This window comes from Saccharothrix sp. NBAS 001, assembly GCF_056640475.1.
In genome coordinates, this window is the sequence record NZ_CM153251.1 from 2,089,782 (window position 1) to 2,112,155 (window position 22,374).

Annotated in this window: 14 protein-coding genes; 8 read left to right on the forward strand and 6 right to left on the reverse strand. The window is 73.7% G+C overall.

What is annotated here, in order from left to right; all coding sequences use genetic code 11:
* The first annotated feature begins 4 nt into the window (after positions 1–4).
* The 4 genes from AC0HI0_RS08960 to AC0HI0_RS08975 all read left to right on the forward strand — a co-directional run bounded on the left by AC0HI0_RS08960 (position 5) and on the right by AC0HI0_RS08975 (position 4,079).
* Complete coding sequence (locus AC0HI0_RS08960; RefSeq protein WP_480931819.1) at positions 5–253, forward strand: phosphopantetheine-binding protein; 249 nt, start codon at positions 5–7, stop codon at positions 251–253.
* Positions 250–1,488 (forward strand): hydroxymethylglutaryl-CoA synthase family protein, encoded by a 1,239-nt coding sequence (locus AC0HI0_RS08965; protein WP_480931820.1) that lies wholly within the window; start codon positions 250–252, stop codon positions 1,486–1,488. Before AC0HI0_RS08960 ends, AC0HI0_RS08965 begins: the two co-directional genes overlap by 4 nt.
* On the forward strand, positions 1,485–2,663 hold the full coding sequence (locus AC0HI0_RS08970) for an alpha/beta fold hydrolase (RefSeq protein WP_480931821.1): 1,179 nt from the start codon (positions 1,485–1,487) through the stop codon (positions 2,661–2,663). The genes AC0HI0_RS08965 and AC0HI0_RS08970 overlap by 4 nt, the downstream gene beginning before the upstream one ends.
* 165 nt (positions 2,664–2,828) lie before the next feature.
* Complete coding sequence (locus AC0HI0_RS08975) at positions 2,829–4,079, forward strand: hypothetical protein (RefSeq protein ID WP_480931822.1); 1,251 nt, start codon at positions 2,829–2,831, stop codon at positions 4,077–4,079.
* Between the two features lie 9 nt (positions 4,080–4,088).
* On the opposite strand, the gene AC0HI0_RS08980 is transcribed toward AC0HI0_RS08975, so the two are convergent.
* From AC0HI0_RS08980 to AC0HI0_RS08995, 4 genes are all read right to left on the reverse strand, one after another.
* Positions 4,089–4,676 carry a hypothetical protein gene (locus tag AC0HI0_RS08980; protein WP_480931823.1) on the reverse strand — a complete coding sequence of 196 codons (588 nt, stop codon included), beginning with the start codon at positions 4,674–4,676 and terminating at the stop codon, positions 4,089–4,091.
* Between the two features lie 267 nt (positions 4,677–4,943).
* On the reverse strand, positions 4,944–5,747 hold the full coding sequence (locus tag AC0HI0_RS08985; protein WP_480931824.1) for an ABC transporter permease: 804 nt from the start codon (positions 5,745–5,747) through the stop codon (positions 4,944–4,946).
* Entirely contained in the window at positions 5,744–6,694 is a 951-nt protein-coding gene (locus AC0HI0_RS08990; RefSeq protein WP_480931825.1) for an ATP-binding cassette domain-containing protein, read from the reverse strand. Before AC0HI0_RS08990 ends, AC0HI0_RS08985 begins: the two co-directional genes overlap by 4 nt.
* Before the next feature lie 91 nt (positions 6,695–6,785).
* On the reverse strand, positions 6,786–8,024 hold the full coding sequence (locus AC0HI0_RS08995; protein WP_480931826.1) for a cytochrome P450 family protein: 1,239 nt from the start codon (positions 8,022–8,024) through the stop codon (positions 6,786–6,788).
* Between the two features lie 307 nt (positions 8,025–8,331).
* Here AC0HI0_RS08995 and bioA point away from each other — a divergent pair, with 307 nt between their 5' ends.
* On the forward strand, positions 8,332–9,684 hold the full coding sequence (bioA, locus tag AC0HI0_RS09000; RefSeq protein ID WP_480931827.1) for an adenosylmethionine--8-amino-7-oxononanoate transaminase: 1,353 nt from the start codon (positions 8,332–8,334) through the stop codon (positions 9,682–9,684).
* Between the two features lie 122 nt (positions 9,685–9,806).
* On the opposite strand, the gene AC0HI0_RS09005 is transcribed toward bioA, so the two are convergent.
* Both AC0HI0_RS09005 and AC0HI0_RS09010 read right to left on the reverse strand, forming a co-directional pair.
* Positions 9,807–10,538 (reverse strand): thioesterase II family protein, encoded by a 732-nt coding sequence (locus AC0HI0_RS09005; protein WP_480931828.1) that lies wholly within the window; start codon positions 10,536–10,538, stop codon positions 9,807–9,809.
* Entirely contained in the window at positions 10,535–17,119 is a 6,585-nt protein-coding gene (locus AC0HI0_RS09010; RefSeq protein ID WP_480931829.1) for an amino acid adenylation domain-containing protein, read from the reverse strand. The genes AC0HI0_RS09005 and AC0HI0_RS09010 overlap by 4 nt, the downstream gene beginning before the upstream one ends.
* A gap of 114 nt (positions 17,120–17,233) precedes the next feature.
* Here AC0HI0_RS09010 and fabD point away from each other — a divergent pair, with 114 nt between their 5' ends.
* Genes fabD through AC0HI0_RS09025 form a run of 3 tightly spaced genes read left to right on the forward strand, consistent with a single transcriptional unit; the run spans position 17,234 to position 22,374 of the window.
* Positions 17,234–19,537 (forward strand): ACP S-malonyltransferase, encoded by a 2,304-nt coding sequence (gene fabD, locus AC0HI0_RS09015; RefSeq protein WP_480931830.1) that lies wholly within the window; start codon positions 17,234–17,236, stop codon positions 19,535–19,537.
* A gap of 47 nt (positions 19,538–19,584) precedes the next feature.
* Positions 19,585–20,526 (forward strand): DUF6039 family protein, encoded by a 942-nt coding sequence (locus AC0HI0_RS09020; RefSeq protein WP_480931831.1) that lies wholly within the window; start codon positions 19,585–19,587, stop codon positions 20,524–20,526.
* Positions 20,527–20,529: 3 nt separating this feature from the next.
* Positions 20,530–22,374, forward strand: coding sequence for a non-ribosomal peptide synthetase (locus AC0HI0_RS09025; RefSeq protein WP_480931832.1), 1,845 nt, complete (start codon positions 20,530–20,532; stop codon positions 22,372–22,374).

Sequence of the window (22,374 nt, forward strand, 5' to 3'; positions counted from 1 at the left end):
GACGATGGCCGACGAAGCGGGCGTCCGGCGGGTGCTGCACGAGGTGATCGCGGAGATCCTGCCCGCGCTGGACCCGGGCCGGCTCGGCGGCGACCGGCACCTGCGCGACCTCGGCGCGGACTCGATCGAACGGGTCGAGATCATCATGGGCGTCTGCGCGCGGCTGCGGGTGTCCGAGCCGCTGGCGAGCTTCGGCGACATCCGCGACCTCGACCACCTGGTCGCCTTCCTGTGCGAGGTGGGCGAGCGGTGAACGTCGGCATCGAGGCGCTCAACGTCTACTGCGGGGTCGCGGCGATCCCGGTGCCCGCCCTGTTCGCGGGTCGCGGCCTGGACCCGGAGCGGCTGGACAACCTGATGATGAGCGCCAAGTCCGTGGCGCTGCCGTTCGAGGACCCGGTGACGCACGCGGTCAACGCCGCCAAGCCGATCGTGGACGCCCTCGACCCGGCCGACCGCGACCGGATCGAACTGGTGGTCACCTCCACCGAGTCCGGCCTGGACTACAGCAAGTCGGTCGCCTCCTACGTGCACGAGCACCTGGGGCTGAGCCGGCGGTGCCGGGTGCTGGAGGTCAAGCAGGCGTGCTACGCCGCGACCGCCGCGCTCCAGCTCGCCTGCGGCTACCTGGCGGCCGGCCTGTCGCCGGGGGCGAAGGCGCTGGTGATCGCCACCGACGTGTCCCTGGTGGACGAGGGGTCGCACTACACCGAGCCCGCGATGGGCACCGGCGCGGCGGCCGTGCTGCTCGGCGACCGGCCGCACGTGCTCGACGTCGACCTCGGCGCGTTCGGCGTGCACAGCTACGAGACCCTCGACTCGGCCCGCCCCGCGCCGACCTTCGACATCGCCGACGCCGACAAGTCGCTGTTCGCCTACCTGGACTGCCTGACCAGCTGCTTCGCCGACTACTCGGCGAAGGTGTCCGGCGCGGACTTCGGGTCCACGTTTGCCGGGCTCGCGATGCACACGCCGTTCGCCGGGATCGTCCGCGCCGCGCACCGCAAACTGGCCCGGGAGAACGGGATCGCGGACATCGCCGAGGACTTCGCCCGCCGGGTCGCGCCCGCGCTGGAGTACCCGAGGCTGGTCGGCAACCTGTGCTCCGGCTCGGTGTACCTGGCGCTGGCCAGCCTGATCGACCACCTGCGCCCCGCCGAGCCCGTCCGGGTCGGCCTGTACTCCTACGGCTCGGGCTGCGCCTCGGAGTTCTACAGCGGCGTGGTGGACGCGACCTCGGTCGCCGCCGTCGGGCGGATGCGCATCGGCGACCACTTGGCCGCGCGCTGCCGGCTGACCTTCCCCGAGTACCGGGAACTGCTCGCGGACAACGCCGACTGCCTGGTCCCGGTGGCCGACCGGGACATCGACCCGCACCGGCACAAGGTCCTGCTCGACCGGGTCGGGCTGCCGCGCACTCTGCTGGCCTGCACGGGTGTGCGGGGCCACCACCGCCGTTACGACTGGATCGGAGTGGGTGCCGCGTGAACGAAGTCGCTCCCGGACGGCTGACCGGCGCGCTGCTCGCCGCCGAACCGCTGCTGTCGGTGCTGCCGCCGCCGGTGCGGGTGCACTGCGCCGACCCCGGCACCGCCGACCTGCTCGCCGACCTGGTGCGCCGGCTGGACCTGCCGGCGCTGACGCCGGTCGCCGACGCGCACGGGCTCGGCCCGTTCGAACGGGTGCTCAGCGCGTTCCTCGACCTGGCCGACCGGCCCGCCGCGACCACCCCGGACCTCGGGGCCGAGGTGGCCGCCGCGCGGGCCGCCGACTTCACCGGCTGGACCAAGCGGGTGGACGTCCCGGCGGCCGGCGGCGCGGTCCTGCCCACCTACACCGCGGGCGACCCGACCCGGCCCGCCGTGGTGGTCGTCTCCGCGTGCGGGATGCCCGCGCGGCTGGTCGAGGGCTGGGTGCGGCCGTTGGCGCGGGAGCACTTCGTCGTCGTGTCCGAGACCCGCGAGCTGTTCACCGGCGGCCCGGCCGGCCCGGCGGACGTGGCCACCCAGGTCGACGACCTGTTCGCGGTCATGGACCACCTCGGGATCCCCCAGGCCCACCTGCTCGGCCTGTGCGGCGGCGCGGTGCTCTCCGTCGTCGCCGCCGACCGCGCGCCCGCCCGGGTGTCCTCGCTGAGCCTGTGGCACGGCGATTTCGACCTCGGCGACGACAGCCCCAAGACCGACCACCAGCGCAACCTCCAGGCGCTCATGGCGATGGCCGCCGACAGCGAGAAGCAGGCCGCGTCCGTGCACGCCGTGCTGGCCCACACGATGCTCGGCGTCGCGCCGCCGCTGCTGGCCCACCTCGTGGTGTACCCGTACGCGCGGCCGGACCTGCTGCACCGGTACTGCGTGCTCAACGGGCACATCATGGCCGCCGACCTCCGCCCGCACCTGGGCATCGGCCACCGCGCCCTCGTGGTCACCAGCGAGGACGACGCGACCGCGCACCCGGAGGGCTCGCGCGTGGTCGCGGGCCGGCTCGCGGGCGCGACCTTGACCGTCCTGCCCCACGGCGACCACCTGTCGCTGTTCCGCGCCGAACCGCACGTGGTGGACCTCGCGCTGAGGTTCCTCGCCACGGCGCACGGCGCGGACCCCCGAACCCCCGGCACCTCGCCGGCGGCGGAACACCCCCAACAGGAAGGAAGTACGTCATGAACAAGACCACCACCAAGAAGAAGCTCGTCGTCCGCAAGCTGGAGTCCGTCAAGGCCAGCGCCTCCGTGGCGTGCGGGAACCAGCCGGTCTGAGCTTGATCCGCGTGCGCGGGTGGGAGGTCTCGGGCCTCCCACCCGCGCACCTCCCCCGTGAGGAGGTGTCCCGGTGTCCCGGTTCCCACTGGAGGCGTCGGTCAAGGTGCGGCCGTTCTCCTCCCGGCGCGAGGCCGACCACGCCGTCATCGGCGACGACCAGCGCCAGGTCTACCTGTCCATCCCGACCGAGGGCCTCGACCTGCTGGAGTGGCTGCGCGACGGGCTCCCCGTGGCCGAGGCCGTCCGCCGCTACGAGGCCCGCCACGGCGAGAGCCCCGACGTGGAGGACTTCCTGGAGGAGTTGGCGGGGGAGGGCTTCGTCGCGCCCCCGGACGCGGAGCTGGCCCACGCGCACGACAGCCGCCGCAAGCGGGTCTGGAACCTCGACGGGCTGTCGCAGCGGGCCGCCCGGCGCTGGTTCTCCGCACCCGTCGCGGTCGCGGCCGGACTGGTCGTGCTGGTCGCCGTCGTGCTGGCGTTCCTCGACCCGCAAGCGCTGCCCGGCTCGTCGAGCCTGATGTTCCACACCCACTTCTGGGCCTACCTGTGGGGCGTGATCGGCATCGCCACGATCGGCGTGGTGGTGCACGAACTGGCCCACGTCGTCGCGGCCCGCGCCGCGGGCGTCTCGGCCCGGATGACGATCGGCAACCAGATGTACGCCATCGTCGCGCAGACCGACATGTCCGGCATCTGGCTCGCGCCCAAGCGCGCCCGCTACCTCGCGCTGCTCGCCGGGATGATCGTGGACGTCGTCGGCGCGGCGCTGCTGTTCATCGTGGTGTGGCTGGACCGGGCCGGGGCGATCACCCTGGCCGGGCCGGTGCGCACGGTGCTGGCCGGCGTGCTGTTCACCTACTTCATCCGGTTGCTGTGGCAGACGTTCGTGTTCCTGCGCACCGACCTGTACTACGTGATCGCGACCGCGCTGGGCACCCGCAGCCTGATGGCCGACACCGGCGTGTACCTGCGCAACCTGGTCCGCCGCGTGCGCCGCCGGCCGTCGATCGACCAGACCGGCATCGAACGGCGGGAGATGCGCGCGATCCGGATCTTCTCGGTGGTGTGGGTGCTGGGCCGGATCATGTCGCTGGCCACCCTGTTCGGCCTCACCGTCCCGCTGCTGCTGTTCTACGGCGGCCGGGTGGTCGCGTTCTTCCGCGGCGAGGAGGTCACCGGCACGTTCACCTGGGCCGACATCCTGGCCTTCGCGCTGCTGACGTTCCTGCTCGACTTCGGCGGGATCGTGATGTGGGTGCGCTCGCTGATCCGCTCGTCCCGCGCGCGCCGCCGTGCCCCCGACCGGGTGCTGGTGGAGTGAGCCCGGCGGTCACGACCGCAGCACGCGGTCGACGACCTCCGACGCCGACTCGTCCGGGTCGGCGTCGGAGAGCGCGCACCGCACGTCGAACTCCGCGTTCCGGGCCCGCGCCAAGGCCGGGCCGTCCTGGCCGAGGAACGCCGAACCGCCCGGCGACAGGTGCATCAGCACCGCCTCGCCCGCCCAGTCGACGGTGACCGTGACGAGCCCGGAATCGCCGTCGGCGAGGAAGGTGCCCAGGCCGCGCAGGACCGTGCACGCCCACACCAGCGACGGCAGCCGGAAGTCGACGCGGGCATCGAGGTCGACGGTGAGCGCGCCGGTCTCCTCGTCGTAGCCGATGGTCAGGTCGCCGTCGTCGGCCAGGCCGCGCAACAGGTCCGCGTGGTCGCCGTCCAGCCAGCGGTCGCACTCGGCGATCGCACCGGCCAGTTCCGCGCGGTACTCGCGCCGGGTGGCGTCGTCCCAGGGCTCGCAGACACCGGCCCAGTCGTGCTCCGACCACGTGGACGCCCGCACGACCGGCGCGCGCAGGTAGGACCGCAGGCGCGGTGCCGCGATGGTGATCGCTGCGGCGACCGTGACAGATTGGGACATTGCGCGCTCATCCTCGGTGATCGGCGGCGAGTGGGGCGCGTCGATTCTGCCCGGGACGTGCCGCCGGCGAGACCGGCCCTCCGGCAGCGACCCGCGCGGCGGACGCGTCGAACCGAGCCCGCGGGCCCGGTTCGCTGTCGGACGGTGGTCGCGCGAGGTCGCCGGGTCCGGTGACGGCGTCCCCCGGACCATGCTGTCGACCGGGGGACGCGGTCATCCCGGACCCGGCGACCACCGGGCCTTGATCGGGAACTACGGAGGAAGCGCCTAGCGGGCGACGGCCTTCCAGTACTGGCGGATGGCCAGCGGGATGAACAGCGCCAGCAGGACCGCGATCCACAGCAGCGACGCCGTCACCGGGTTCTGCATGGGCCACGCGTCCGGGCGCGGAGCGCTCGCCGGCATGTTGCCGAACAGGTCGCGCAACGCCTGCACCACCGCGGAGATCGGGTTCCACTCCGCGATGGGCTGGATCACGCCCGGCATGGTGTGGATCGGCACGTACGCGTTGGACAGGAAGCCCAGCGGGATCGCGATGGTGAAGCCGACGCTGCTGACCGCCTCCGGCGCGCGCATCGCCAGGCCCACCACGGCCATCAGCCACGACAGCGCGTAGGCGAACACCAGCAGGACGACGAAGCCGAGCAGCGCGTCCACCAGGGACGTGCGCACCCGCCAGCCGATGATCAGGCCGAGCACGGCGGTCACCACGACCACCACCAGGTTGTTGACCACGTCGCTGGACGTCCGGCCGAACAGCACGGCGGAGCGCGAGATCGGCATCGACCGCAGGCGGTCCACGATGCCGGTGGTGATGTCGGAGGCGATCACCGTGCCGGTGTTCACCGCCGAGAACAGGACGGCCTGCACGAAGATGCCGTCCATCAGGTACTCCCGGTACGACGCGCCGTCCAGGTCGATCGCGCCGCCGATGATGAAGCCGAACAGCAGGGTCATCATGATCGGCGCGACGGCGGCGTTCACCAGCAGCTCGGGGACCCGCAGGATCATCCGCAGGTTGCGCTTGGCCACCACGGCGCCCTCGTGGAACGCCACGCCCAGGGTGCTCATTCGCTGTGCTCTTTCTCTTTGTCGGTGAGGGCGAGGAAGACGTCGTCCAGCGTCGGCGTGCGCACGGCCGCGTCGACCACCGCGACCCCGGCCGCGCGCAGCGCCTGCGCACCGGACAGCAGGGCCTCCATGCCGTCGTCCACGGGGACGCTGAGCAGCCGGCCCAGGTCGTCCACCACCACCGCGCCGGTGCCGACGCCCGACAGCGCCGACTTGGCCGCCGCCGCGTCCGCGCCCGGCGCGAGGGTGATCTCCAGCCGCTCGCCGGACACCCGGCGCTTCAGCTCGTGCGGCGTGCCCCGGGCCACCACCCGGCCGCCGTCGACCACCACGATCTGGTCGGCCAGCCGGTCGGCCTCCTCCAGGTACTGGGTGGTCAGCAGCAGCGTCGTGCCGCCCGCCACCAGCTCGCCGATGGTGTCCCACAGGCCCATCCGGCTGCGGGTGTCCAGGCCGGTGGTCGGCTCGTCGAGGAAGAGCACCTTGGGCGTGCGGATCAGCGACGCGGCCAGGTCCAGCCGGCGGCGCATCCCGCCCGAGTACTCCTTGGCCCGCCGCCCGGCCGCCTCCACCAGGCCGAACCGGGCCAGCAGCTCGTCGGCCCGCTCGCGCGCGCCGCGACGCCCGAGGTGCAGCAGCTCGCCGAGCATCTCCAGGTTCTCGAAGCCGGTCAGGTTGGCGTCCACGGCGGTGTGCTGACCGGACAGGCTGATCACCTGGCGCACCTCGGCGGCCCGCGTGACGACGTCGAGCCCGGCCACCTCCGCGCGGCCCTCGTCCGGTGTCATCAGCGTCGTCAGCAAGCGCACGGTCGTGCTCTTGCCCGCGCCGTTGGGTCCGAGCAGTCCGGTGATGGTGCCCTCGGGCACCACCATGTCCAGCCCGTCGAGCGCGGTCACCTTGTCGAACCGCTTGCGCAGGCCCTCGGCGACGATCGCGTCGGTCACGGAACTTCCTTTCTCGGGGGGTGTTCGACCGGTGACGGGCCGACCGAACACCCCTGGCGAGTCCCGATCGGCCGGACGTTCCCGGTGGGCGTCAGTACGTGACCGGCAGGTCGACCACGCCGCGCAGGGTGAGGCCGGGCCGCCACGCCACGTCGTCCAGGTCGACCGCGGGGCGCAGGTCGGGCATCCGGGCCAGCAGCGTGTTCAGCGCGACCTGCCCCTCCACCCGGGCCAGCGGCGCGCCCAGGCACATGTGCGCACCCCGGCCGAAGGCCAGGTGGCGGTTCTGCGGGCGGGTGATGTCGAGCTTGTCGGGCTGCGGGAACCGCTCGGGGTCGCGGTCCGCGGCGGCCAGCACGGCGATCACCATCTCGCCGCGCCGGATCGGCGTGCCGGCGATCTCGGTGTCCTCGGCGGCGAAGCGCGGGAAGCTGATCTCGATCGAACCGTGGTAGCGCAGCATCTCCTCCACGGCGGAGGCGGCCAGTTCGGGCTGCTCCTTGAGCAGCGCGAGCTGGTCGGGGCTGCGGAACAGGGCGAGCAGCATGTTGCCGATCAGGTGCTGGGTGGTGCCCAGGCCGCCGACCACGAGCAGCGCCACCATCTTGAGCAGCTCGTCGTCGGTCATCTTCTCGCCGTCGGCCTCGGCGACCGTCATGCCGGAGATCAGGTCGTCACCGGGGTCGGTCCGCTTGCCCTGGATCAGCGCGTCGAGGTAGCGGACGAACTCCTCGATCTCGGCCATCACCTCGGCCGGGCTCATGCCCTGCGGCGCGGACTGCGCGGAGGTCGGGTCGAGCGAGAGCAGCAGCTCCGACCACAGCCGGAACCGGTCGCGGTCCTCGCGGGGGATGCCGAGCATGTCGGACATGACGGTCAGCGGCAGCGGGATCGCGAACTGCTCGACCAGGTCGAAGGTCCGTTCGCCGGACGCGAGCAGCCCGTCCAGCAGGCCGTCCGCGATGGCCTGCACGGCGGGCCGCAGCCGCTCGACGTACTGGGGCGTGAACGCCGCCTGCACGAGCCGGCGCTGCCGGGTGTGCTCCGGCGGGTCGATGGCGCCCATGCTGCCGCCCAGCAGCCGCATGACGGCCTCCGGGAGGGCCGGCATCTCCATGCCCTCGGGCATCACGGTCGGGCTGGTCTTGAAGCGGTGGTAGTCGCCCAGGAAGTCCACGCACTCCTGGTAGCGGGTGATCATCCAGACGTCCTGCCCGGTGGGCATCCGGACCTTGGAGATCGGTGCCTCCGCACGCAGCCCCGCGTAGGTCGCGTAGGCGTTCGCCCGGGACTGCGGCGAGACGAGGTCGAGGTGTTCGGAGGTCGTCACGGGGCGTCCCCTTCTCCGTCGAGAGCAGCGGCAGGGCGTCCCGACCGCGCCAAGAGCATCGCGATACGTCCTCTTCGTCCTCTGCTCACCATTGAGCACTCGGCGTCTCCGGGCTTCCGGACACCCGTCCGGGTGGCCGGCCGTTCGTCGGCGGGTCCGGGCGCGCGCCGCGCGGCTCCGGGGGCTTCGCGGGTGCGCCGGGACGCTGCTGCGCAGTACTGCGCAGACGAATCCGCACGAAAACCGTTGGTATTGCCCGAGCCTCGAACTCGATCCCACCATCGGAGCGCGACGCATGGACAAGGACATGACCGAGACCGAACGCCTGCGGACGCTGGACCAGCAGCACGTCTGGCACCCCTACACACCGACCGACGACTACCTCAAGGCGACGCCGCTGGTCATCGACCACGGCGAGGGCGTCTACCTGGTCGACTCCGACGGGAACCGCTACCTGGACGCCGGGTCGTCGCTGGGCGTGAACATCCACGGGCACCAGCGCCGCGAACTCAACGACGCGATCATCGCGCAGGCCACCAAGATCGCCCACACCACGCTGTACGGCATGACCCACCCCGGCGCGGCCGAGCTGGCGGCGCGCCTGGTGCGGCTCGCGCCGGAGGGCATCGAGCGGGTGCTGTTCCTGGAGAGCGGGTCCAGCGCGGTCGAGACGGCCATGAAGATGGCCTACTCGTACTGGGTGTTCAAGGGCGAGCCGAAGCGCAACAAGTTCGTCTCCATGACCGGCGCGTTCCACGGCGACACGGTCGGCGCGCTCTCGGTCGGCCAGATGACCATCCTGAAGAACTTCTACCAGCCGCTGCTGCGGGAGACGAGCGCCTTCGCCCAGCCCTACGCCTACCGCTGCGGGCTGTGCAACAACAACTGCTCGCTCGCCTGCGCCGACACGTTGGAAGAGGTGCTGGAGCGCGAGGGCGACGAGGTCGCCGCCGTGCTGGTCGAGCCGCGCGTGCAGAACGTCAGCGGCATGGTCGTGGCCCGTGACGGGCACCTCGCGCGGGTCGCCGAGATCGCCCGCAAGCACGGCGTGCTGCTGATCGCCGACGAACTGGGCACCGGCTTCGGCCGCACCGGCCCGATGTTCGCCTGCGAGGCGGACGGCGTGAAGCCGGACATCCTGTGCGTGGGCAAGGGCCTCACCGGCGGCTACATGCCGCTGGCCGCGACGATGGCGACCGGTGACGTGTTCGACGCCTTCCGCGGCGACGGCAAGATGCTGCTGTCCGGCCACACCTACTCGGGCAACCCGATGGCCGTCGCGGTCGCGCTGGCCAGCCTGGACCTGTTCGAGAAGGACGACGTGATCGCGCACGGCCGCGAGCTGGCCGTGGTGCTCGCCGACGAGCTGGCCAAGTTCCGGGAGATCCCGCACGTCGGCGACATCCGCCAGTGCGGCATGCTGGCCGCGATCGAGCTGGTGGAGAACGAGGAGACGCGCGAGCCGTTCCCGTGGGACCTGGGCGTGGCGACCCGGATCACCGAGCGCTGCCGCGAACTCGGCATGATCATCCACTCGGCGCCCAGCGACACGATCGTCATCGTGCCGCCGCTGGCGATGACCGAGGACCACATCCGCCAGATGATGGGGATCCTGCACCAGGCCACCGCCGAGGTGGTGGCCTCGCTGTCCACGTCCTGACCCGACCGCCGGAGAACCCCGGCCCGCCACCGCAGGAGGTGGCGGGCCGGGGCTTCTCGCCGTGCCGGGCGTTCGGCGCGGTTGCGGGTGCGCGCGGCACCGGGTCGCCGGCGGGGAACGGGTCAGGGGCGGACGGTGAGGTCGGCGCGGAGCGCGTCGGCCAGGGCGTCGGGGAGACCCGAGTGGTAGAAGTGGCCGCCGGGGAACACGCGCAGGCTGAACGGGCCCACGGTGGCCTCCGCCCAGGCGCGCATCTCCGGCACGGTGACCTCCGGGTCGGCATCGCCGGTCAGCGCCGACACCGGGCAGTCCAGCACCGGGCCGGGCAGCGGCGCGTAGGTCTCGTTGACGGTGAAGTCCGCGCGCAGGCCGGGCAGGAACATCCGCATCAGGTCGTGCTGGTCCAGCAGTTCACGCGGTGTGCCGCCCATCTCCGCCACCGCGTGCACGAACTCGTCGTGCCGCAACGGGTGCAGCGGCGCACGACGTGCCGGCAGGTGCGGCGCGCGCCGGCCGGACACGAACAGCCGCAGCGGCGGGCGTGGTGCGGTGGTCAGTCGTCGTGCCACCTCGTAGGCCACCACCGAGCCCATGCTGTGCCCGAACAACGCGTAAGGCCGGTCCGCGTGCGCTCGGATGGCGTCCGCCAGCGGCACGGCGATGTCGGCGACGGTCGTCAACGGCGTCTCCCGCAGCCGGGTCTCCCGGCCCGGCAGCACCACCGCGTACACCCCGACGTCCGGTGCCAGCGCCTGCGGCCACGTCCGGAAGAACCCGGCGCCGCCGCCCGCGTGCGCGACGCAGTACAGCAGCACCGGGGTGTCCGGCGCGGTCGGCGGTTTGATCCAGGTCATCGGCCCTCTTCCGGTTTCGGCGCGCGGAGCACGACGTGGCCGACCGACCCGGTCGCGCCGACCGCGTTGACCAGGGCGCGCAGCGGCGTCCCGGTCCACGGCGTCGGCTCGGTCACGAACCGCACCGGCAGGCCGTCGAGGTCGACCAGCGCGGTCGGGCGGTCGGACAGCAGCGTCGGCGCGAGCGCGCCGTGCCGCAGTTGCAGCAGGACCTTGGTGAGCTGCGCCAGGCCGGACGCGGCCTCCGCGTGCCCGAGGTTGGGCTTGAGCGTGCCCACCGGCACCGGGGTGCGTCCGCCGAACAGCCGCCCGACGGCCTCCACCTCGGCGGCGTCGGCCAGCGCCGCCCCGGACGCCGCGCACTCCACGTAGCCGATGTCGTCGGGGCACAGGCCCGCCTGGTCGAGGACGCGACCCAGCGACGCGGTCAGCGTCGCCACGTCCGGCGTGCCGAACCGCCCGGTGCCGCCGGTGTGCCCGACCCACGCGCTCTCCACGACGCCGTGCACCGCGTCGCCGTCGGACCGCGCGTCGGACAGCCTGCGCAGCAGCACCGCGCCGACCGCCTCACCGGGCGACCAGCCGGCCGCCTCGGCGTCCAGCGCCCGGCCCGGGGTCTCGGCGACCAGGTCCAGCCCGCGCAACACCGACGCGTGGTACGGGTGCAGCAGCAGGTTCGCCGCGCCGACCACCGCCGCGTCGCAGTCGCCGCGCCGCAGGCTCTCCACGGCCAGTTGGAGCGCGGTGAGCGACGACGAGCACGAGGTGTCCACGGCCAGGCTCGGACCGCGGAAGTCGAACACGTGCGACACCCGGTTGGCCACCTCCGACCCGGTGCCGGAGATCCGCGCCGACCCGTCCGCCCGCCACCGGTCGTTGCCGACCAGCCGGTGGTCGTGCCACATCAGGCCGACGAACACGCCGACCTGGCCCAGCGAGGCGGACGTGTGGCCCGCGTCCTCCAGGCACGCCCACACCACCTCCAGCAGCAGCCGCGACTGGGGGTCGAGCGTCGCGGCCTCGGCCGGCGCGATGCCGAACACCGCGCTGTCGAACGACTCCACGTCCCGCAGGTAGCCGCCGGCCGGACCGTCGCCGCGCGCGGCGGGGGGCGCGGCGATCGAGCACCGGCCGTCGAGCAGGTTGCGCCACAGCGCGTCGAGGTCGTCGGCGCCCGGGTACCGGCCCGCCACACCGACCACCGCCACCTCGGCGGAGCCGGTGCCCGCCGGTTCGGCGACGTGGTCGACCGCGCCGCCGAGGAACGACTGGAGGAACACGTGGTCCGGGTCCAGCCGCAGCGCCCGGCGCACCGGCGCGACGGCCACCGCGCCGACCGGGCACAGCCCCAGCCCGTTCGCGGCCTGCCCGGCCATCAGCAACTGGCCCAGGTAGCCCGCTTCGAGCGCCAGGAACCGGTCGGACTCCTCGCCGTACAGGGGGCGCACGGCCTTCGCCTGGCCCACCAGGAAGATCTCGAACGCGGCCAGGTCGTACACCGGGCGGTTGTAGACGAAGTGCGCGGACCGGTCGAGTTCGGAGCCGTCGGAGATCCGGCGGAGCGCGTGCTCGTCGGGGTGGTAGTAGTACACCCCACCCTCCACATCGGACACTCGGCCGTCGAGCACCCGCACGTAGACCTGGACGCCGTAGGTGTCGCCGGCGGAGGGGTAGAGGCGTCGACGCCGGTCGCCGTCGGGCAGCGGGCGCAGCAGGGCCAGCAGCGACACCAGCGCGGCGAAGGGCACCGGTCCGGGCCGGAAGTCGCGCCGGCTCGCCCGCCACCGGTAGAGGTGCTCGTCGGGGCGGTCGTCGGGCAGCGGCAGCGAGGTGCCCTCGTCCCGCAGGTCCCAGCGCGCCGTCGCGAACGCGGCCCGGTCGGTGGGGGACAGGACGTCCACCACGGGCTCGGTGGTCGGTCCGGGCGGTGGCTCGGGTGCCGGTTCGGGCGCTTGGTCGGGTGCGGTCCGGGCAGCGGGCGCGAGTGCCGGTGGGGGAGCGGGTTGCGGGGCGGTCGGGGGCGCCGGCGGGTCGACGACGGCGGCGACGTGGGCCGCGATGCCGTCGACCGTGGGGTTGTCCAGCAGCACCGCGACCGGCACGCGGGTGCCGAACCGCTCCTGGAGGCGGGTGGACACCTGGACCATGGTGAACGAGGTCGCGCCCTGGTCCCACAGGTCCGCCGCCGGGTCCACCGCCTCCCCGACCAGTTCGCCGATGAGCCCGATGAGCATCTGCCGCAGGGCCTCGCCCGCCGGCTCCGGCGTCGCGGGTTCCGGGGAGGGCGCCGCGGGGAGCAGGGGCCACGGGAGGGCGTCGCGGTCGAGCTTGCCGTTCGCCGTGGCGGGGAGGCGGTCCAGCAGGGCGATGTGGTTGGGGACCATGTAGTCCGGCAGGGTTTCGGCCGTGTGGGCGCGCAGCTCCTTCGCGGCCGGGGTGGTGCCGGGCATCGGCACGACGTAGGCGACCAGCTTGCGCTCGCCGTTCTCGTCCCGGGGCACGACCACCGCGTCCTTCACGCCCGCGTGCGTGCGCAGGCGGTGTTCGATCTCGCCCGGCTCGACCCGGAAACCCCGGATCTTCACCTGGTGGTCGGCCCGGCCCAGGAACCGGATGTTGCCGTCGGGGAAGAAGCTCGCCCGGTCCCCGGTCCGGTACATCAGCGCGCCGGCCGGTTCGAACGGGCACGGCACGAACCGCTCCCGGGTCAGCTCCGGCCGGTTGCGGTAGCCGAGGCTGAGCACCTCGCCCGCGATGTACAGGTCGCCCTCCTCGCCGATCCGGCACGGCCGCAGTTCCGCGTCCAGGACGTAGTAGCGGGCGTTGTCGATCGGCCTGCCGTACGGGATGGAGCGCCACTCCGGGTCGATCTCGCCGATCCGGAACCAGTTGGACCACACCGTGGCCTCGGTCGCGCCGCCCAGGCTGATCACGTCCGCGCCGGTGAAGCACGCGCGCAGCTCGGCGGGCAGGCCGAGCGGGGTGTGGTCGCCGCTGAGGTACACCAGCCGCAGGTCGCGGGTTCGCGGGTCGCCCCGGTGCGCGGCCATCAGCGGTGCGACGTGGGCGAGCGTGGTGGGCGCGGAGTTCCAGAAGGTGATCGGCTCGTCGAGCAGCACGTCCAGCAGCAGCGCCGGGTCGCGCTGCTGCTCGGCGTCGGCGACGTACACCGACGCGCCGAACCCGAGCAGCCCCAGCAGGTCGAACACCGAGAGGTCGAAGCCGAGCGAGGTCACGCACAGGCCGACGTCGGCGGGGCCGAAGCCGAACGTGCGCCGCGTCCAGTGCAGCAGGTTGTGCACGGCCCGGTGGTTCACCGCGACGCCCTTGGGCCGCCCGGTGCTGCCCGAGGTGAAGATGACGTACGCGGTCGCGTTCTCGTCCGCGACCGGCGCGGGATCGGGTTCGACGGCGTCGCCGAGCCGGTCCGCGTGCACGACGGGCCGGGCCTGTGCCGCCGAGCCGTCGGGCGCGTCCAGGTCGGAGGTCGTGACCAGGGCGACCGCGCCCGCGTCGGACAGCATGGTCGCCGCGCGGGCGGCCGGCAGCGACGGTTCCACCGGCAGGTACGCGCCGCCCGCCTTGAGCACGCCGAACACCGCCGCGACCATGAGCGGGCCCCGGGCCAGGCAGATGCCGACCACCGACTCCGGGCCGATGCCGGCCGGGCGCAGGCGGGCCGCGATCCGGTTGGCGGTGGCGTTCAGCTCCCCGTAGGTGGTCGTGCCGCCGCGCCAGCGGACGGCCACCGCGTCCGGGCGGATCCGGGCCTGCTCCTCGAACAGCAGGTGCACCGGGCCGTCGTGCGGGAAGTCCCGCGCGGTGTCGTTCCAGGTGCGCAGCACGAGTTCCTGTTCCGCGCCGAGGCCGCGGTCCGCCGTCCACGCGTCGTCGTCCGCGCCCAGCCGGCGCAGGATCTCCTGGTAGGCGGCGAAGATCGCGGCCAGCACGTCGTCGGGCAGCGCGCCGCGCACGGCGTCCCAGAACAGCTTCAGCTCGTCGCCGCCCTCGTCCACGGCGATGCAGTCCAACCCGACGTCCGGCGTGCAGGTCAGCCACGGGCCGGGCTCGATGCCCGACGGCAGCGGCGCGTCGGCCAGTTCGAGCAGTCCCGTGCACACCACGGGGTAGCCGAACTCCTCCGTCCGCCGCCGGCGCAGCACGACGGTGCGCAGCGCGGCCAGCCCGGACGCCGCGTCGGCGGCGGTGTCGGCGGTGATCAGCTCGTCGGCCAGCCGCGCGGCCCGCTCGAACGGCAGGCCGGGTTCGGCGCGCGGCACCCAGCTCAGCGCGGTCACCTCGGCGGGCCGGAACCGTTCCACGGCCTGCGCCCAGCGCACCAGCGGCACGGCGAAGTCGGCGGTGAAGTGGGTGGCCAACGCCTCGGTGAGGGCGGTGATCACGACGGCGTCCAGGCTCAGCCCCCGGGCCCGCGCGCGTTCCCGGCAGCGCGACCAGCCGGGCACGGTCGCGGTCAGCCTGGTGCGCGGGCCGGACAGCGCGGCCAGCGGGGGGCCGGGCGGGAGTGCGGCGAGCCGGTCGCGCCAGTGCCGCTTGGCGGGTTCGTGCGCCGGCCCGGACCGGAGTTCTTTCTGCACAGCGACGAATTCGTCGTGGGGCGCGGCCCGCAGCACCGGTGTCGTGGGATCGCAGTAGCGCCGCATCAGCTCGCGCATCAGCAGGTGGATGCTGCGGCCGTCGGCCACCAGGAGGTCCAGTGCCAGGTGGACGGTCGTGCCGTCGTCGTCGTGGGTGACCCGCAGTTCGCCCTGCGGCAGGCGGCCCAGCGGGTAGGCGCGGCTCACCATGTCCTGCTGCACTTCGCCGGCCGACACCGGGATGTGCCAGCGGTCCGGCACGGTGTCGTGCACGGTCAGGGCCCCGTCGTGCGTGACGACCGTCCGCAGCACCTCGTGATCGGCCAGCAGGCCCAGCCAGGCGGCCTCCAGCCGGGGCAGGTCGAGCCCCTCGACGCGGAAGCCGTGGCACACCTGGCATCCCGACCACGGGCCGACGCCCTCGGTCGACCGGGCCACGAAGTACGCCTGCTGCAGGTCGTTGAGCGGTCGGGGCGCGGTCGCCGTGCCGGGCCACGGCCAGCGCAGCGCGTTCACGAACCACCCGAACACACCCTCGACCACGCCGGGCCGGAACGCGCTGTCCACCACGTCCCAGCGGATCACGAGCCCGCCGTCGCGCTCCGACACCTGCGCGTCCAGCGTGACCCCGGTGGTCTGGCTGACCGCGTAGGAGCCTTCCGCGCCACCGCCGCCGACACCGATCAGGCTGGTGAACACCACCGGCAGGGCGTCGGGTACCGGCAGCCGCTGCGCGCGCATCGCCCGCAGCACGGCGACGCCCGGCACGGCCGCGTGGTCCAGGTCGCGGCGCAGCCTGGCGTGCACGCGCTTCGCGGCCTCGGTCAGCGGCAGCCCGGTCGTGGGCTCGGCGACGAAGATCGCGGTCGAGGTGAACGGTCCGACGACGGTGTCCGCCGCGGCGGGCAGCACGAGCCTGCTGCTGGTGGTGAGCACGAGGGAGAACGCCGGTTCGTCGCACACCCGTTGCAGCGCCTCGGTGAACACGGTCAGCACCAACGAGGTCGCCGAGACGCCGGCCTCGGCCGCCAGGTCCCGCACCGCCGCCCACTCGCGCGGGGTCAGCTCGGCGGTGTGCGGCACGCGGGTGTCGTCCGGCGGTGTCGTGGCGGCGGGCAGCGCGGGTCCGGGCGGCAGGTCGCGCAGCCGGTCCATCCAGTAGCCCAGGCTCGCCCGGCACGTGTCGCCGGACTGGTGCGCGTCGAGCGCGACTACGAGGTCCCGAACCCCGAAACCACCGCCGGGCAGCACGTACGCCGGGTCGTCGTAGCACGCGCGCAGCTGGTCGACGAGCAGTTCCAGGCCCGCGCCGTCGGTGACGAGCGCGTCCACGCTCAGGTGCAGCACGCCCGAGCCGTCCGGGGCGCGGCTGACCTCGACGCTCCACAGTGGACTCTCGTCGGCGCGGTACGCCCGGTGTGACAGCCGGTTCCGCACGGCCAGGACGTCGTCGTGCACCGGCATCGACCACGGCGGCGAGTCCGGCTCGACCCGCTGGCGGCCGTCCGGGGTCATCGCCAGGCGCAGCGCGTCGTGGTGCCCGACCAGCCGGCCCCACGCCGCGCGCAGCCGCTCGACGTCGAGGTCCGGCACCGGGAACTCGCGGTAGACGTGGCAGCCGACGCCGTCCGCGCCCAGGCTCTTGCCCAGCAGGTAGGCCTCCTGCAACGGGGTCAGCGGGAACGGCTGCCCGCGCTCGGACGGCGTGGCCCGCACCTGCGGGCGCAGCCCGCCGTGGTTGCGCGAGCCGACCGCGAGCGCGGCCAGCTCACGCGCGTCGCGGCACGTGCGGGTGGCGTCCATCGGCAGCTCCGCGCCCAGTGCGGAGCCCGCCTCCAGCAGCACCCGCGCGGCGGCGAGCGAGCCGAGCCCGAGCGTCACCAGCGGGGTGTCGGCCTCGACCGGGGTCCCCGGCGGCAGCACGCGCGCGAGCACCCCGAGGATGGTCGTGGTGGCGTCGGCGACGCCGGCCTGGTCGTCCATGTGGCTCCCCGCTCCGACGTCGGACGGTGTCGACCCACGCTAAGCGCGCCCCGCGCGCCGGTGCTGCTCAACCTTGGGCAGCCGGCGCGCGTGACGAGCCTGGACAGTCCAAGCGTGTCCACGCCGAAGTCCGCCTGGGTGTTCCCGGGGCAGGGCGCGCAGCGCAAGGGGATGGGCGGCGAGCTGTTCGACCGCTTCCCCGAGCACCGCGCCACCGCCGACCGGGTCCTCGGCACGCCGGTCGCGCGCCTGTGCCTGGAGGACCCCGACAACCTCCTGCGGGACACGCGGTACGCGCAGCCCGCGCTGTTCGTGGTGAACGCCCTGAGCTACCTCGCCGTGCGCGACGAGGGGCCGCCGGACTTCCTGGCCGGGCACAGCCTCGGCGAGTACAACGCGCTGTTCGCCGCCGGCTGCCTGGACTTCGAGACCGCGCTGACCCTGGTGCGCCGGCGTGGCGAGGTGATGTCGCGGGCGTCCGGGGGCGGCATGGTGGCCGTGGTGGGCGCGAGCCCGGACCGGCTGCGCGGGCTGCTCGCCGACGCGGGCGTGGACGACGTGGACGTGGCCAACGACAACTCCGCCACGCAGGTGGTGCTGTCCGGCCCGGCCGAGTCGCTGGCCGCCGCGACGGCAGCGGTCCGTGCCGCGAAGGCCGGGCGTTGCGTGCCGTTGGCCGTCACCGCCGCGTTCCACTCGCGCTACATGCGTGCCGCCGCCCGGGAGTTCGAGGAGGTGCTGGCGGGTGTGCGGTTCGCGCCGCCGTCGGTGCCGGTGTTCTCCAACGTGACCGCCCGGCCGCACGACCCGACGTTGATCGGCGACCTGCTTGCGCTCCAGGTGCGCAGCCCGGTCCGGTGGCGCGAGACCATGGACCGCCTGGCTGCCGCCGGGGTTCGGGCGGTCCGCGAACTCGGGCCCGGCCGGGTGCTCACCGACCTCTGGCGGGGCGTAGCCGAGGCGTTGCCGCCGACCACGCCCACCGAGGCGTTGCCGCCGACCACGCCCACCGAGGCGTTGCCGCCCGGCCCGGAAACCCTGGGCGACGCCGCATTCCGCGCCGACTACGGCGTCCGCTGGTCCTACCTGTCCGGCTCGATGTTCCGGGGCATCGCCTCGGTCGGGCTGGTGCGGCGGATGGGCGAGGCGGGCCTGCTCGGCTTCTTCGGCGCGGGCGGGCTCGACCACGACGAGGTGGCGCACGCGCTGCGCGAGCTGACCGCGTCGCCCGGACCCGGCCGGTTCGGGATGAACCTGTTGGCGATGCCCGACAACCCGGCGCTGGAACGGCGGCTGGCCGACCTGTACGTGCGCGAGGACGTGCGGCACGTCGAGGCGGCCGGGTTCACCGGCGTCACCGCGCCGCTGGTGCGCTTCCGGTTCGCGGGCGCGCACACCACCCCGGACGGCACGCCCGTCGCGGTGCGCACCCTGCTGGCCAAGGTGTCCCGCCCCGAAGTGGCCGAAGCGTTCCTGGACCCGCCGCCGCCCGCCGTGCTCGACGCCCTGGTCCGCTCCGGCGCGCTCACCCGTGAGGAGGCGCACGCCGCGCAACGGCTCCCGGTCGCCGGGGACCTGTGCGCCGAAGCCGACTCCGCCGGGCACACCGACGCCCGGCCCGCGCTCACCGTCGTGCCCGACCTGGTCCTGTTGCGCGACCGCGCGATGGTCGACCGCGGCTACGCCAAACGCGTCCGGGTCGGGGCCGCCGGGGGACTGGGCACGCCCACTGCCGTGGCCGCCGCGTTCGTGCTCGGCGCGGATTTCGTCGTCACCGGGTCGGTCAACCAGGCGACGCCCGAAGCCGGGACGTCCGACCTGGTCAAGGACCTGCTCGCGGCGGCCGGTGTGCAGGACACCGCGTACGCGCCCGCCGGCGACATGTTCGAGACGGGCGCGCGCGTGCAGGTGCTGCGCCGGGGCACGATGTTCGCCGCCCGGGCGAACCAGCTCTTCCAGCTCTACCAACGGCACGGGTGCTGGGACGAGATCCCGCAGCGGATCCGCGACAGCGTCGAGCGCACCACGTTCCGCCGCACCTTCGCCGAGGTCTGGCGGGAGACCGAACGGCACTACCGGGACACCGGCCGCGCCGACGTGGTGGCCACCGCCGACCCCCGCCGCCGCACGGCGCTCGCGTTCCGCTGGTACTTCGCGCACACCTCCGCCGCCGCGCTGCGCGGCGACGTCGAGGAGCGCGCGGGCTTCCAGGTCCACACCGGACCGGCGATCGGCGCGTTCAACCGGCTGGTGCGGGGCACCGGGCTGGCGGACTGGCGCAACCGGCACGTGGACGCGGTCGCCGGGCTGTTGATGCGCGGCGCGGCGGAGGTCCTGGGCCGCGTGGCGACCGCCGGGGCGGTGACCGGTGGGCCGGTGACCAGTAGTGAGCAGAGCCCGGCGGGACCCCGTGATTAGCGTGGCTGAGGCGTCAGCCGCACCCAACACCAGCCGAGGAGCCTTCGATGACGACAACATCGAGCCCGCCGTTCGTCCTGCCGACGGCACAGGACCAGACGTCGATCGCCCGTGACGCGATCCTGCACTCGGGCAACGCCGGTGTCGTCGTCGAGCGCGTCGGCCAGCTGCGGCCGGAGTTCCGCTCCGAGGGCCGGCTGTTCGCCCGGGAGCTGTCGGAGTACCTGAACACCAACTACGCCGGGATCGTCACGGTCTTCGTCTACGAGGAGACCTTCGGCACCAAGGACCGGCTGCACTGGCTGCTGCACATCAAGTCGCTCTACGCCTACGAAACCCTGGTCCAGATGGGCACCCAGGACGTCGGCTGGCGCGACATCGTGATGCGCCAACGGGTCCCGGACGAGCGCGGCGGCGGCGGGTGGGACCGCCTGTTCGACGGCCCGCTCCAGGAGACCGTGCTCATCCCGTCCGCGTTCGGCATGTACGGCACTTCGGAGTCCACTCCGGACTCGGTGTCCAGCGACGCCGACGGCGCGGCCACCTTCGTGGTCCCGGTCGCCCGGTCGCAGACCTCGGTGCCGTTCGAGGAGCAGCTCAACTCCGGCAACTGCGGCATCATCATGCACCGCGTCGGCGAACTCAAGTACGAGTACCGCGCGGAGGGCCGGGCGTTCTCCCGCGCGCTGTGCGAGAGCTGGAACAAGGTCCTGGCCGGCCACGCCACGATCTACCTGTACGAGGAGGCGTTCGGCCAGTCCGACCGCATCCACCACTTCATCCACCTCAAGTCGCTCAGCTCCTACTACACGCTGATGGGCGTGCGGGCGATGAGCGACCCGGAGACCCGCGAGGTCTTCACCCGCCAGTGGATCGCGGAGGAGAAGGGCGGCGGCGGCTGGGACCGGATGTTCGTCCAGAGCAGCCTGACCGACCTGGCGCTCACCCCCCAGCACTGGGGCATGTACGCCACCAAGACGGAGGAGTGACCGATGGCCTCCACGGACTGCCTGCACGAGGCATTCGCCCGCCGCGCGGCGCACTCGCCCCGGCGGGTCGCGGTGAGCTGCGGGACCGAGCAGATCACCTACGCCGAGCTGGACGCGCGCTCGACCGTGCTGGCCGAGCGGCTGCGGCGGTGCGGCGTGGGCCGGGGCAGCCGGGTCGGCGTGTGCGTCGACCGGTCCATCTGCCTGGTCGTCACGGTGCTGGCGGTGGTCAAGGCCGGTGCCGCGTACGTCCCGGTCGACCCGGACCACCCGGCGGGCCGGGTGGCGTTCGTGCTGTCCGACAGCGAGGTGGCGCTCACCGTCGCGGCGATCCGGACCGCCGACGCGCTGGCCGACTGGCCGGGCCCGGTGCTGTGGAGCGACGCCGACGAGAGCGACGACCCGACCGCGGCGGAAGCGCCCTCCGAGGCCGCCGAGCCCTCCGACGTCGCCTACGTCATCTACACCTCCGGCTCCACCGGCACGCCCAAGGGCGTCGAGGTCGAGCACCGCTCGGCCGTCGCGCTGCTGGAGCGCGCCGGCGAGCTGTACGAGTTCGACGAACTCGACGTGTGGACCATGTTCCACTCGGTCGGCTTCGACTTCTCGGTGTGGGAGATGTGGGGCGCGCTGCTGTTCGGCTGCAAGCTCGTCGTGGTGCCGGCGCAGGTGACCCGCACGCCCGCGCTGATGCTCGACCTGCTGCGCCGCGAGCGCGTGACCGTGCTCAGCCAGACCCCGTCGGCGTTCCGCGGCCTGGTCGCGGCCGACGCGGCGGCCGGCCCGCCCGCCGAGCTGTCGTTGCGGCTGGTGGTCTTCGGCGGCGAGCGGCTGGACGTGGCCGCGCTCGCGCCGTGGATCGGCCGGCGCGGCGACTCCTCGCCCGTGCTGGTCAACATGTACGGCATCACCGAGATCACGGTGCACGCCACGCACCGCCGGATCACCGCCGCCGACCTGGCCAACCCGTCGGTCAGCCCGATCGGCGTGGCGCTGCCCGGCCTGCGGGTCGAGCCGCGCACCGCCGACGGCCTGCCCGTGCCCGACGGCGAGCCCGGCGAGCTGTTCGTGTCCGGCACCGGGGTGGCGCGCGGCTACCTCAACCGGCCGGAGCTGACCGCCGAGCGGTTCGTGGTGCTCGACGGCGAGCGCTGGTACCGCTCCGGCGACAGCGCCGCGCTGGTGGCCGGCGAGCTGGTCTACCTCGGCCGGGTCGACCGCCAGCTCAAGGTGCGCGGCTACCGCGTCGAGCCCGGCGAGGTCGAGGCGCGGCTGCTGGCCTGCGACCGGGTCGGCACCGCGCTGGTCACCGCCCGCGACTTCGGCGACGGCGACGTCCGCCTGGTCGCCTACGTCGCGCCGCCGCCGGCCGCCGACCCGGTCGCGCCGACCGAGGCGGAGCTGGCCGCGACGGTCGCCGACCTGCCCGGCTACCTGCGGCCGTCGCGCTACCACGTGGTGGACGACATCCCGGTCACCGCGCAGGGCAAGGCCGACCTGGCCGCGCTGGTGGCGCTCACCGAGCCGCAGCCGACCGTCCCAGACCAGACCAATGCCGACCAGACCAATGCCGACCAGACCGGTGCCGACCAGGCCGGTGGCGACCCGACCACCGCGGCGGTCAAGGCGATCGTGGACGAGGTGCTCGTGCGGGACGTGCCCGAGGACGGGGACCTGTTCGACCACGGGGCCACCTCGCTGTCGCTGGCGCGCGTCATCGCGATGGTCAACAACAGGTTCGACATCGCGCTGACCGGCGCGGAGCTGGAGGAGCCCACCATCGCCTGCCTTGCCGACGTGGTCGGGTCAACGCGCCGTCCGGGCGCACTACAGGAAGTGGGAGGCTGA